The sequence below is a fragment of the Undibacterium sp. JH2W genome (assembly GCF_049340425.1).
Taxonomy (GTDB): Bacteria; Pseudomonadota; Gammaproteobacteria; order Burkholderiales; family Burkholderiaceae_D; genus Undibacterium.
The window spans coordinates 1-13930 of sequence record NZ_JBMPOT010000020.1 but is presented as its reverse complement, the minus strand read 5'-3'; the positions used below and the strand labels follow the sequence as shown (position 1 = coordinate 13930).

Below are 13930 nucleotides of genomic sequence, written 5' to 3'. Positions count from 1 at the left end.
TTGCTCAATCTTTACGCTTGAGCCTTATGCTCTGGCGGTATCAATTTATTATTGATGACCCATTGCTGTGCAATCGACAAGATATTGTTGACTACCCAATACAATACCAGACCGGATGGGAAGAAGAAGAACATGACCGAGAATGCCAGTGGCATGAACATCATCATCTTCGCCTGCATAGGATCAGCCGGGGCTGGATTCAGCTTGGTGGTGATGAACATGGAAATCGCATACACCACAGGCAAGATATACCAAGGGTCAGGTGAAGTCAGGTCAGTGATCCAGCCCACCCAAGGCGCGCCGCGCATTTCTACGCTGGCTTGCAAGACCCAGTACAGTGCCAAAAAGATAGGCATCTGGATCAGGATAGGGAAGCAGCCGCCGAGAGGATTGATTTTCTCGGTTTTGTACAACTCCATCATGGCCTGGTTCATTTTTTGCGGATCGTTTTTGAAACGCTCGCGCACAGCCTGCATCTTTGGTGTAACGACCTTCATTTTTGCCATGCTGCGATAACCGGCAGCCGACAAGGGGAACAAAGCCAGTTTGATGGAAATCGTGAAGACCACGATAGTCCAGCCCCAGTTACCCAGCATTTTATGGATTTGCTCCATAACCCAAAACAGCGGCTTGGCAATCAGTGTCAATACACCATAATCCTTGACCAGTTCAAAGCCAGGGGCAATTGCTTCCAGCTTGGCAGATTCTTGCGGACCTGAATACAGGTGGGCATTCATGCTCACTGTTGCACCTGGTGCCACTGTGCCCATAGGCAAGACATTACCAACTGCATACAGATTGGTATCGACCTTCTTGGTGAAAATTTCACGCTTGGCCTTGTCTTGCGGAATGAAAGAAGACACAAAGAAATGTTGCAGCATTGCTACCCAGCCATTGTCTGATTCTTTGGCATGGCTATCTGTACCCTTGGCGATTTTTTCAAAATCCAGTTTCTGGAATTTTTCTGCTTCTGTGTACACAGCAGGTGCATAGAATTCACCGCTGCCAGAGAACATGCCGCCGCTTTCCGGCTTGGTGCCGTCATGCAACAATTGCAGATACAAGGAAGGTGTGATCGCCGCTGTACCAGTATTGGTCACATCATGGCGCACATCGATCAGGTACTCACCTTTTTTAAAGGTATAAGTCTTGGTCAGCTTGACGCCGCCTTGCTCGGATTCCAGCACCAGTTGTACCTGGTTACCACCTTCCAGAGTACGTACACCTGGCTTGGCAACGAAACCAGACTTGTGATTAGGGAAAGCACCACCCAGCAAGCCCGTTTGCGCCAAATAAGTACGCTTCTCAGATTTGTTGAACAAGAGCACATTTTTAGTATGGTCTGTGCCGTCTTTATGTTTCAGCAATTCCAGTTTTTTCAGCTCGCCACCGATGGTATCAATTTCTGCCTGGATGACATCGGTAGTAATGGTAATGGTTTCACTCTTGATGACAGGCGCCGAGGCAGCTGCAGCATCAGTACCTGCCACTGCGGTCGTACTGGCAGCAGCACTTACACTAGCTGCTGCACTGCTGGCAGAGGCCGAAGCGCTGGCCACTTTTGGAGGAGGCGCAGCAAACATAGACGGCTTGCCGCTATATACACCCCAACCATTCCAGAGCATGATCAGCGAGAAAGAGAAAATTACCCACAGGACGGTACGTTTGATATCCATTTGTGTATGTCAGGAAAGGGGAGAAGAATGTCCAGTATGCTTGCCGTCATGGCAGCACTGGGCAGATGTGGGGGCGGTTTGTGATTTTTCACTAGCGGGCGGCACATGATCCACGCCACCTGGGTGCCATGGATGACATTTGCACAAGCGTTTACCTGCCAGCAAGCTACCCTTGGCAGCACCATGCAACTTGATGGCCTCTGCCGCATATTCAGAGCAACTGGGATAAAACCGGCAGTTCTGCCCCAGCATGGGACTAATTGCCAGCTTGTAAAATCTGAGCAACAGGAGCAGCAAGGTTTTCATCTCAAATGCCCTAGGTTAGCTTAGGTAGAACTTGCAGGTGGCTTATGACTAACAGACGCGCAAGCAGGTGCTGCAAACAGACGCAGAATTTCCGCCCTGAGCTCACGCTTGAGCTGGGCGGTCGTCGCTGGCCCGGCCTTGCTGTTAACAGGGCGGGACAAGCGCACTATGCAGTCCACGTTGAGCAAAGCTGCATGCCTGAAAATCTCGCGGGTGACACGCTTGATGGTATTGCGCGTCACTGCACGTGGCGCAAAACGCTTGGCGGCCACCACACCCAGACGGGCATGCGGCAAATCATTGGTTCTGGTATAGAGCACAAAATGCGCTGTCTTTTGCACGGGGCGCAAACGAAAAACGGATGAAAACTCATCCGTTTTAACGATGCGCCTGACGCGGGCAAAATCTGCGCCGCCTGCACCTGCCTGAACTGGCTCAGTTGTATGCTCAGTTACGAGATTGATCATGCAAATTCAGCAAAGCTGCCGCAGATCAATGAACTGATAATCAAGCTGCCAGGCGTTTACGGCCTTTGGCGCGACGTGCGTTCAGAACAGCGCGGCCACCGCGGGTTGCCATGCGTGCGCGGAAACCGTGAGTGCGCTTGCGGCGAACGACGGAAGGTTGGTAAGTACGTTTCATGTTGGTCTCGCTAATTGAGCAATAAAAAAAATCGGAATTACGGATAAAGGCTGTCTTGGGTGCGACTTCGGCTTGCACATTTTCGTCAGGCCTTTCGCCTTTACTGCCCCAAAACCGCTGCTCATGGTGTTATGCGTCAATCCATCAAAAAACTGATAATTAAAGCCGCACCAATAAAAGAGGGGTAGGGAACCCACAATTAGACACCATTTTTGCTTTGCGTGTCAATCACTTAGCGCAAAAATTAATCAATCAGGGCACATCTATTGGTGCAATGCAAAGAATAAATTTAAACCCAAACCTGTGGATAACTCGGTCAAGCGGGGTTAAAATAGCGGATTAGCGCGGCACCGTTTTATGTCTTTAAGACAACTTACCCAGCGATAGAGGCTTAGGTCTTACTAAATATATCGCACCGGTAGAATTTAATTCGGCACCGCGCATTTGCATTTAATAATTAAAGTCATACATGGAAAATTTCTGGCAGGCCTGTTCTTCCCAACTTGAGCAAGAGCTTCCACCACAGCAATATAGCGCCTGGATCAAACCGCTAGTACCGCTTGACTTTGAAAACGGCAAGCTGCGTATCGCTGCGCCTAACCGTTTCAAACTCGACTGGGTCAAGGCCCAGTTTGCCAACCGCATCACCGACCTGGCTAACCAGTACTGGGATGAAGAAGTAGAAGTACAGTTCGTGCTTGATCCACGTGGCAACAGAAAACCTGCTCCAGCAGCGGCAGCCCCACGCCCTCAGGGTTTGAATGCCGACCTCGATGCCCAGGGCAGCGTGCCAGAAATGATGTCCGAACCTGCTGCGCCAGAAGTATCACCGCGCCGTGAACAAAGCCGTATTAATTCCGACCTGACCTTTGACAGCTTCGTGACCGGTAAGGCCAACCAGCTGGCGCGCGCTGCTGCCATCCAGGTGGCAAATAATCCAGGCGTATCGTACAACCCGCTGTTCTTATATGGCGGCGTAGGCCTCGGTAAAACGCATTTGATCCACGCCATAGGCAACCAGATCCTCGTTGATAACCCGAACGCCAAGATACGCTATATCCACGCTGAACAATATGTGCGCGACGTAGTGACTGCTTACCAGCGCAAGGGTTTTGATGAATTCAAACGCTATTATCATTCGCTGGATTTGTTGCTGATCGATGATATTCAATTCTTTGGCGGCAAGAGCCGTACCCAGGAAGAATTCTTTTATGCCTTTGAAGCCCTGATCGCGGCCAAGAAGCAAATCATTATCACCAGTGATACTTATCCCAAAGAAATCACCGGCATGGATGACCGCCTGATTTCACGCTTTGACTCTGGCCTGACAGTCGCGATTGAACCGCCAGAGCTGGAAATGCGCGTAGCGATTCTGCTCAAGAAAGCCCATTCAGAAGGTGTGAATATTTCAGATGACGTGGCCTTCTTCGTCGCCAAGCATTTGCGCTCGAATGTGCGCGAACTCGAAGGTGCATTGCGCAAGATTCTGGCGTACTCACGCTTCCATGGTAAAGAAATCACCATCGATGTGGTCAAGGAAGCCCTGAAGGATTTGCTGTCGGTACAGAACCGCCAGATATCCGTAGAAAACATACAGAAGACAGTTGCCGACTTTTTCAACATCAAAGTCGCCGACATGTATTCGAAAAAACGTCCGGCCAATATCGCCAGACCACGCCAGATTGCCATGTACCTGGCCAAGGAACTTACGCAAAAGAGCCTGCCAGAAATCGGCGAACTCTTCGGCGGCCGCGACCACACCACGGTCTTGCACGCAGTCCGCAAGATCACCGCAGACCGCACCAAAAACCCCGAATGCAACCATGAGCTACATGTATTAGAACAAACGCTCAAGGGTTGATGGGCTGGATGTTGTAGGATGTGCAATTGGGATGGTTTTGTGCCCAGTTGCGGGTAAGAAATGTTGTAGGGTTTTAGCCCCTTCCCCTTCAAGGGGAAGGCAGGGATGGGGATGGGGTTCTATCGTAATTTGATTGAAGATTGATCAACCGAAACCCATCCCCACCCTAACCCTCCCCTTGAAAGGGAGGGAATGAAAAATTTGTAAAGTGCGCCATGCGCACCAAAGTAACAAGCATGACCGCAGCAAATATGTGAAGCAATCTATAAAAGCAGCAAGAAATAGTTAAGTTCCTTGTCACCATACAAAGTGAGGATATTCAAATGCAATTGGTTAAAACCCACCGGGACACCCTGCTCCGGCCTTTGCAAATTGTGAGTGGTATTGTCGAGCGTCGGCACACATTGCCGATTCTGGCCAATATCCTCATTCGCAAAGACGGTGAACAGGTATCGTTCCTGTCGACAGACATAGAAGTGCAGATCACGACCAAGGCGGCCATAGGTTCTGGTGGCGACAGCATAGCCACGACAGTAGCAGCCCGCAAATTGCTGGATATTTTGCGCGCCCTGCCAGATGACAATGATGTGGTCCTCAAGCTTGAAAACAAAAAGATGAGCGTGCAGTCAGGCAAGTCACGCTTCTCCTTGCAAACCCTGGCAGCAGAAGAATTCCCTACCGTGGCCCAGGCCGAGCATTTCAATGCCAGCGTCAACCTGCCACAAAAAACCCTGAAGCACCTGTTCAACATGGTGCATTTCTCGATGGCGCAACAAGACATTCGCTATTACCTGAATGGCTTGCTGCTGGTCGTTGATGGCAAGAACGTCATCGCCGTGGCGACTGATGGTCACCGTCTGGCGTTTTGCCAGGTCGAAGTCGAGCAAGAGTTCCCGCGTCACGAAGTCATCATCCCGCGCAAAACCATCATCGAGATGCAACGCCTGCTGGAAGACAAAGAAGACCCGGTACAGATCGACATCGCCAACAACCAGGTCAAACTGACTTTTGCCGATATCGAACTGATCTCCAAACTGGTCGAAGGCAAGTTCCCTGACTTTAACCGCGTCATCCCCAAAGGCTATAAAAACAGCTTCACTTTGGGCCGCGAACAATTGCTGCGTTCATTGCAGCGTGCCGCGATCATGACGTCAGACAAGTTCAAGGGCGTGCGTTGCGTCATCACTCCTGGCCTCATGCAGATTTTGTCCACCAATGCCGACCAGGAAGAAGCGATAGAAGAAATCGAAATCGACTACGGTGGCGACAGCGTGGACATCGGCTTCAACGTCAGCTATCTGCTCGATGTATTGAATAACCTCAAATGCGACCAGATATCGGTCTCTTTGGGCGACTCCAATTCATCCGCACTGATCACTATCCCCGACAACACCGACTTCAAATATGTCGTCATGCCGATGCGGATATAGTTTTTTTATTTGCTGAATTGCCGTGAAAGTAGTGCGTTAAATTCACGGCAATCTCATTACCGTCATTCCAGCGCAGGCTGGAATCCAGCGTCGTCAGTCGTTATGCCCTGATGCATCAACACCCAAGACACTGAATCCCACCTGCACAGAAATGACAAAGCAGTTTCTGAATATGTTTCACATTGGGCGATTTACAAAATTGTCCAAAACAGTTCGTTTTTTTAGAAGGTAGCCATGTCCGATAACACCCAAGACAACACTCCAGCGCAGCCCAATCAATACGGCGCGTCTTCAATCCAGATTCTGGAAGGCCTGGAAGCCGTGCGCAAACGCCCCGGCATGTACATCGGTGACACCTCGGACGGCACCGGTCTGCATCACCTGGTCTTTGAAGTGCTGGATAACTCGATTGATGAATCTCTCGCAGGTCACTGTACCGAGATCAATGTCACCATCCATAGCGACAACTCCATCTCCATCACTGACAATGGCCGCGGCATCCCTACCGGCATCAAATGGGATGACAAGCACGACCCCAAACGCAGCGCCGCAGAAATCGTCATGACCGAGCTGCATGCGGGTGGCAAGTTCGATCAAAACTCCTACAAAGTATCCGGCGGTCTGCATGGCGTAGGTGTGTCCTGCGTGAATGGCCTGTCCAAGTTGCTGAAGCTGACTATCCGCCGCGATGGCAAAATGTATGCGATGGAATTTGTCCGTGGCGTACCGCAAAACCGCGAACTCGAAACTGTTGATGGCGTTGTCACATCCCCCATCAAAGTCCTGGGTGACACTGACAAACGCGGCACTGAAGTCCACTTCTGGGCTGATGAAGAAATTTTCACCCATGTTGAATTCCATTATGAAATCCTGGCCAAGCGCATACGCGAATTGTCCTTCCTGAATAATGGCGTACGTATCAAACTCAACGACCACCGCACCGGCAAAGAAGAATTGTTTGCGTTTGAAGGTGGCACTCGCGGCTTTGTTGAATACATCAACAAAAACAAAAGCATACTCAACCCGACGATTTTCCAGGCTACAGGTGAACGTCAGTCTGACCAGAACACCACCATCACCGTCGACGTCTCCATGCAATGGAACGACGCCTACAATGAACAGGTATTGTGCTTCACCAATAACATCCCGCAGCGCGACGGTGGCACCCATTTAACCGGCCTGCGCGCCGCGATGACACGCGTCATCAACAAGTATATTGAAGAACACGAATACGCCAAGAAAGCCAAGGTAGAAGTCACTGGCGACGACATGCGCGAAGGCCTGACCTGCGTCTTGTCTGTCAAAGTGCCAGAGCCAAAGTTCAGCTCCCAGACCAAGGACAAACTGGTCTCCAGTGAAGTACGCGGCCCGGTAGAAGAAATCGTCGCCAAGACCCTGTCTGACTTTTTGCAAGAAAAACCAAACGACGCCAAAATCATTTGCGGCAAAATCGTCGAGGCATCCCGCGCCCGTGAAGCAGCCCGTAAAGCCCGCGAACTGACACGCCGTAAAGGTGTCATGGATGGCCTGGGCCTGTCATCCAAACTGGCAGACTGCCAGGAAAAAGACCCGGCCCTGTGCGAACTGTACATCGTCGAAGGTGACTCTGCGGGTGGGTCAGCCAAGCAAGGCCGCGACCGCAAGTTCCAGGCTATCTTGCCATTGCGCGGTAAAGTACTCAACGTAGAAAAAGCCCGCTTTGAAAAAATGCTGTCCAGTGAACAGATCACCACCCTGATCGCCACCCTGGGCACCAGCATAGGCCCGGACGAATTCAATGCCGACAAACTGCGCTACCACCGCATCATCATCATGACCGATGCGGACGTCGACGGCGCCCACATCCGCACCCTGCTGCTGACCCTGTTCTACCGCCAGATGCCACAACTGGTAGAACGCGGCCACATCTACATCGCCCAGCCACCACTCTACAAAGTCAAGGCAGGCCGCGATGAACGTTATCTCAAGGATGATGCAGAAGAAGCCACCTACATGATGACCGTGGCCCTGACCGGCGCATCCCTGACACCAGGCACAGGCGCAGCCCCTATCACTGGCGAGGCCCTGGGTGAACTGGTACGCCAGTACAACCTGGCCAACGCCATCATGATGCGCCTGACCCGCGTCATCGACCGCGCCGCCCTGACCGCCATCATGACCGGCGTCACGCTGAAACTGGATAACGCAGAAAACGCAGAAGCATCCGCCATCGCCCTGACAGCCGCCATAGGCGACAATGCCGTCAAAGCAGTAGTACGCAGCGATGAACTCTCAGGCGCCTTCAGCCTGCGCATAGAACGCCTGTACCACGGCAACATCAAGGTCAGCAGCATCGATGCCGACTTTGTTGATGGTGCCGATTATCAGGTACTGGAAAACGCTGCCACCACCTTCAAGGGCCTGCTCACAGAAGGCGCATTCATCCGCCGTGGCGAAGGCGAAAAAGCTAAGGAAATCGCCGTCCACGACTTCCACCAGGCCATGCTCTGGCTACGCGACGAAGCCGAACGCGGCGTCAGTAAGCAGCGCTATAAAGGTCTGGGCGAAATGAACCCAAGCCAACTCTGGGAAACCACCATGGACCCCACAGTCCGCCGCCTGCTCAAAGTACAAATCGAAGACGCAATTGCCGCAGATCAGATCTTCACAACACTGATGGGCGATGACGTGGAACCACGCCGGGCGTTTATTGAATCGAATGCGTTGAGGGCGGGGAATATTGACGTTTGATTTTTGCCAGCTAACTTAAATATAGAGAAGCCGTTCATCATTGAATGGCTTTTTTTATTTTGGCGAATTGGATTGTCGATAATTTCGTAAGTAATGCGATAATAAAATTATGGCTTAACACTAACAAAATAACTCACAAAATAAAATCATGAATCAAATTACTTTGCACAATGATTTGCCTACTCTTGACGATAAACTGGAATGGACTTCTGAGTTAAGTCGTATTAGTAAGAGAATTTTGGACTTTCCAACGCCACATGTGCTGGGTATTCACGGTGACTGGGGAAGTGGAAAAACTAGTTTCATGCGCCAAGTACAATTTCAATTGGGTGGAGATATGCCAGCTGATGCCTCAGTCGTCAGTTCAATTAATCCGCTTTCCAAACCAAAGAAAAAAGAATTAGAAAAGAAAGTCGTCACTATTTGGTTTGATGCTTGGCGCTATCAAAACGAATCTACACCTGTAATTGCGTTGATACAAGAAATGCGCACTCAGATGGCAGCAATTCCCGCCATTAAGGAGAAATTTAAAAAACTAGGTGAAATTGCTGTTTATAGCGTGCTCGACAGTTTGTCTGATATTGGCAAGGCGATCAGTCTTGAAGTAATTCCCAGTATAGAAAAAATTGAAAAACGTGGTGAAAAATGGGAGAAAGAACATTACTCGGAAACGCTTACAACCAACTCAATTCGCGAGCATTTACATAAAACCATTAAATGTTTACTTCCCACTACTGAAGCTAGAGTTGTAATTTTTATTGACGATCTAGATCGCTGCAATCCCAAGGCAGCAATGCGATTATTAGAAGGCTTAAAAATTTATCTGAGCATCCCGAATTGTATTTTTGTTTTGGGAATGAACGAACGCATCTTGGTCGACGCTATCAGAGATGAAATTTCAGCACCAAAAGATTGCACGCAAGAGGAATTAAAGCTTCGAGCAAACCATTACTTGGAAAAAATTTGCACCGATATTTACCGCTTGCCTTTACCGAAGCAAGCTTCCACTCTTTTAAGTAGCTGGGTTCAGAATACTGAGCAAAAAATATCGCTCCAATCTGCGTTAGTAGGAATAAACTGTCTTCCACCCAACCCACGCCGACTGAAAGCTTTGGCAAATCAGTGGTCACGTTTCGCTGATTGTTACACATTTCCAAGCGGTATCGAAAATCAAAAAATATGGGCAATAAGAGTACTAGTTACGGCGTATATTCATCAATTCCACAGAGATCTTTGGGAACGTTGGCATTTCAATTCGAACTTCTGGAGTGAAATTCAAGCTTGGTGCATTGGAAGCCGGGAAGCGGCTAATCCTGCGGCAAGTGAAGCAGTAAAAACTAAGTCTCACTGGTCAGACTCTTTAAAACTGCCTCACCTAATCGGTAGTTACGACGAGGTCTCAGGGCAACCGATCATAAAGCCTGCATTTCCCAATCCAGGAGATATCGACATTTTTTGGATTGGATCGCTGGTGTACCAATATCGTGATCAGCTAAAACCGATTGATTTTGAGGCACTACTAAACGTGTCTGGAGTAACCGCATGAAAAAAAAGATCCGTTTGACAGATGACTTACCCAAGCTTTGGGAAGATAGTAGGTTACGTGGCTACTTGGGAGAAATTAACCGTAGACATGGGGTTGTAGATACTCTTGCGCTACCTAATATGCGTGATCTTCCACCTATTCGGATTGAAAATTTATTTGTACAACCAATGCTATCAAATACACCTGTATCTTCTAGTAGCAATCCGGAAGGTTGGCCTGAAGGACTGAGTTTATTCAATACACTCAAATCCATACCGCGAGTGGTATTGCTAGGCGACCCTGGCTCTGGGAAAACAACTTTGGTCAATTGGTTAGCATGGAGATTATCTGGTGGATTCACTACTCCATTACCAAAAATTTTAGATAATTGTTTACCAATACCATGTGTTTTGCGCGAGATGAAATCGAACGTCTTCAATAAAACCGTGACGATTGCTGACCTTGCAGTATTTGTAGCAGAACGTCTTTTTGGGAAAAAAATAACGGACACACTTGAGACAAGCTTACGTGCTCATGTTGCCAACAAAAAATATGTGTTAATTTTAGATGGTGTAGATGAAATACCACGCAACCAGAGAAGCACCGTTGCTGCATGGATGCAGCAAGCAGCAAAAGATGAAGCATGTGCACTTGCAACCTCGAGAATTGTGGGTTACGAAGATAGTCCTATCTGTAGTTCAATCAATCCAAGCCAGCGGCTGATAATATCTGAAGCAGTAAAATCAATAAATTTAAATAAAGCGCAGGCATATGACTCTCAAATCACATCGAAATTCGAGTCAAATTTAACCGAAAGACTCTATCAAATCTCAGACGATGATTACGTACAAACGATAAAAAAAGCCGAAAAAATAACGGCCGATATACAAAGACAAATAGGATTTATTTCTCAAAAACTTCAATGGGCGGATATTCGCTATTTAATGCCATTTGATCAGCAACGTATAGCTGCCTTTGTAGAAAATTGGTATTTGCAGCGCAATACAAGTGAGCAAGAAGCGAAAAAAAAGACAGGAGATCTAATTTATGTACTTAGTCAATCCGAAACCACTCAAGAATTAGCACGCACACCTAATTTATTGAGTTTGATGGCTATAGTTCACCGCGAGCGTGCTCATTTACCGGATGGAAAAGCCCTACTTTATAAAGAGATCGCAAATGCATATATCAATACGATTGATCAGCATCGAAATATAAATATTGATGACGCATTAGTTCCATTCGGGTGGGAGACCCGCGAAAATTGGCTTGCATACGTCGGTTTTCAAATGCAATTAGAAAGAGATACCAACACAAGCGACAGTGCCTCGCTAGACCATGAAAAGGGCGTGCTTGTAACACAAGAAAAGGTTCTCAACTGGCTAAGTGATGCTATGCACGAATCAGGTGTAACCAAGTCGCAACTCAGTGCACAAATGTTTTTAGATTGGGTCGCTAGACGTAGCGGCTTGTTATTGCCAAGGGGGGAGGGACAATTTGCGTTCGTTCACCTTAGTTTTCAGGAGTATTTTTGTGCTCGCTATCTAACCAGTCGGATTGTTAGCCCCAAATTTATTAAAGATCAACTCGGTAAAAACGCACCTGTAACCAAAGAAAAGCTATTTACTTGGAGCCAAGAAGCAGTCTGGCATGAGAGCTTGATATATGTATTAGAACTTATATCAGGTGAACGAGATAGCACTTGGGTCGAAGATTTAGTAGAAATTCTTTTCAATACATCTAAGAGAAATTCTGACATAAGATTAGGAATCGTCACACTCGCAATGCGAGTATTGAATGATCGCCATATCCATTTAAGTACAGAATGGAAAGGTAAATTAGCAAAGAGCCATTCGCATTTAGTTTATTCTGGCTGGAAATATGGTATCACAGGCGATATCGATTTCCAAAACTTGTTGCGTTCAAACTATGCGGCGATATTTACATCTCCGTCAAAACAAGATGAGGATGAATATCATGATCTTCCTGTAAGGGGCATCAAGCAATTAAAAGATATACAAAATGCCCCTGATCTATTTGTATTAATAATAGATAGTAATAATGTCTCAGACCTCTCTATATTAAAAAAAGTGAATAAGTTAATTGTCTTATCAATTCACGCACCCAAATTGAAAGATATATCGTCACTTTCTGAAATGCGATTTCTAGAAGAACTCAGCTTGACGTATCTAAAAATCCAAGATATTTCTGCCTTGGAGAAAATAAATACACTCAAACATTTAGAAATTGACTTTACAAAAGTTTCTGACATTTCACCGTTAAAGAACTTAAGAAAACTACAGGATTTAAGTTTGGTACAAACTGATGTTAAAGATATTGCGCCAATACAGAACCTAAACAATCTTTTGACTCTGCATCTAGCTGGTACAAAAATCGAAGATATTGAACCTTTAACAGGTTGTAAAAAGCTAACTTCATTGCATTTGAGTAACACTCTAGTGAAAAATATCAGCGCACTAAAGTCCTTAAGAAATTTAAGAACTTTGGACCTAAGTAATACATTAGTTGAAGATATTAGTGCAATAGCTTCACTTAAAAATTTACGTACTTTGCGCCTACGTAATACACGAATTAACAACATAAGTTCATTAGCTTCGCTAAAGAAACTAACAAGCTTACACTTGGAGCATACTAGTATCAACGACCTCACCGCACTGTCCAAAATGACTCAATTACGTTCGTTGTATTTAGACAATACAAACATTACCAATATCAAACCAATAGCTAATCTTACTGATTTAAGTATATTGACTTTATCTGACACAGCTGTAAGCGATATTTCATCAATATCTGGGAATAGGGGCCTAGAGTATTTGAAATTAAATAGCACTAATATCCACGACATTTCTTCGTTGACAAAACTAGAAAATTTGACCCGCTTAGATATGAATAGAACAAAGGTGACCGATATTTCCGGCTTGGCTGAAATCATCCAATTGCGGCATCTCAATTTAGGTAGCACTCAAATAACAGATATTACGCCGCTAAGAAAATTAGAGCAGTTAAGGTATATAAATTTAGAGGGTTCAAGCGTAAAAGATTTTTCTGCTTTGAATGAGTATGTAAAAAATGATGGGGCTACATTCTTCAGAAAGAATAGTAAAAAGCCATAAAGATAGATGCGTTGACATGTAAGTTTCATTGATCAGCACGACCACTCTGTCAATTTTAACCAAATTGATCTGAGTGAATCAGTATTCAATGAAACACATGCTGTTATGGTTGGTATTGTTATCGCTCCTACACTTTCGCGAAAACATAGGCCTGGCTATAAGAACGTGGTAACAAACTAGCGCTGGTAAGCAACGACGATGCGACATATGAACGCAAGCAGTCTTGGCTGCCATCACTGTCATTACTTTTCATGAATTCTTTCGTTCATTAGTGCCTCACGCCAGTATGCGAGAGGATGGAACTCTCTAGAGTATTTGCGAGTTGCTCACCGCTACTGCCGCGCAAAAAACTCCCAAATCATTTCCGCCCCATTAGGTGCCATCGGCGATGGCCCTAGCAAGCGTGCACGTCGGTAGTAGGGTTGCGGCAAGCCATGTCCACCGCCATGAATGGCGACGAGTTCGACTTCGGTTCTGGAGTCATGCTTCCAGCTTATGCGTAAGCACCTCATCAGCCCCGTCTGTACACCGGCATAAAAAACCCTCAAAGTAGTTCCCGTTACATTTTAGCGGGAGCTACTTTGGAGTTATTAGACACACCGGTCCGCAGGAAGCGGCGCCCTAAC

9 protein-coding genes are annotated in these 13930 nt (G+C 47.0%); 5 read left to right on the top strand and 4 right to left on the bottom strand.

Annotated elements, in window-relative coordinates; all coding sequences use genetic code 11:
- Positions 1-11 precede the first annotated feature (11 nt).
- The 4 genes from yidC to rpmH are packed head-to-tail and all read right to left on the bottom strand — an operon-like array spanning position 12 to position 2624.
- Positions 12-1676: a membrane protein insertase YidC gene (gene yidC / locus ACO0LC_RS24250; RefSeq protein WP_423007991.1), complete on the bottom strand. Its 1665-nt coding sequence runs from the start codon at positions 1674-1676 to the stop codon at positions 12-14.
- A gap of 9 nt (positions 1677-1685) precedes the next feature.
- A complete protein-coding gene (yidD, locus tag ACO0LC_RS24245) occupies positions 1686-1982 on the bottom strand; it encodes a membrane protein insertion efficiency factor YidD (RefSeq protein WP_423007989.1) in 297 nt (98 codons plus the stop codon).
- 20 nt (positions 1983-2002) lie between these two features.
- The gene (gene rnpA, locus ACO0LC_RS24240) at positions 2003-2449 is read right to left on the bottom strand and encodes a ribonuclease P protein component (RefSeq protein ID WP_423007987.1); all 447 of its coding nucleotides are present in this window, start codon (positions 2447-2449) and stop codon (positions 2003-2005) included.
- A 40-nt stretch (positions 2450-2489) separates the two neighbouring features.
- Positions 2490-2624 carry a 50S ribosomal protein L34 gene (gene rpmH / locus ACO0LC_RS24235; RefSeq protein ID WP_061535510.1) on the bottom strand — a complete coding sequence of 45 codons (135 nt, stop codon included), beginning with the start codon at positions 2622-2624 and terminating at the stop codon, positions 2490-2492.
- Positions 2625-3093: 469 nt separating this feature from the next.
- On the opposite strand from rpmH, the gene dnaA reads away from it, so the two are divergent.
- From dnaA to ACO0LC_RS24210, 5 genes are all read left to right on the top strand, one after another.
- Positions 3094-4485 (top strand): chromosomal replication initiator protein DnaA, encoded by a 1392-nt coding sequence (gene dnaA, locus ACO0LC_RS24230; protein ID WP_423007985.1) that lies wholly within the window; start codon positions 3094-3096, stop codon positions 4483-4485.
- A gap of 323 nt (positions 4486-4808) precedes the next feature.
- Positions 4809-5915: a DNA polymerase III subunit beta gene (dnaN, locus tag ACO0LC_RS24225; protein WP_110254682.1), complete on the top strand. Its 1107-nt coding sequence runs from the start codon at positions 4809-4811 to the stop codon at positions 5913-5915.
- A gap of 234 nt (positions 5916-6149) precedes the next feature.
- A complete protein-coding gene (gene gyrB / locus ACO0LC_RS24220) occupies positions 6150-8645 on the top strand; it encodes a DNA topoisomerase (ATP-hydrolyzing) subunit B (RefSeq protein ID WP_423007983.1) in 2496 nt (831 codons plus the stop codon).
- Positions 8646-8793: 148 nt separating this feature from the next.
- Complete coding sequence (locus ACO0LC_RS24215) at positions 8794-10191, top strand: KAP family P-loop NTPase fold protein (protein ID WP_423007981.1); 1398 nt, start codon at positions 8794-8796, stop codon at positions 10189-10191.
- Positions 10188-13304, top strand: a complete 3117-nt coding sequence (locus tag ACO0LC_RS24210) for a leucine-rich repeat domain-containing protein (RefSeq protein WP_423007979.1) — start codon at positions 10188-10190, stop codon at positions 13302-13304. The genes ACO0LC_RS24215 and ACO0LC_RS24210 overlap by 4 nt, the downstream gene beginning before the upstream one ends.
- Positions 13305-13930 lie beyond the last annotated feature (626 nt).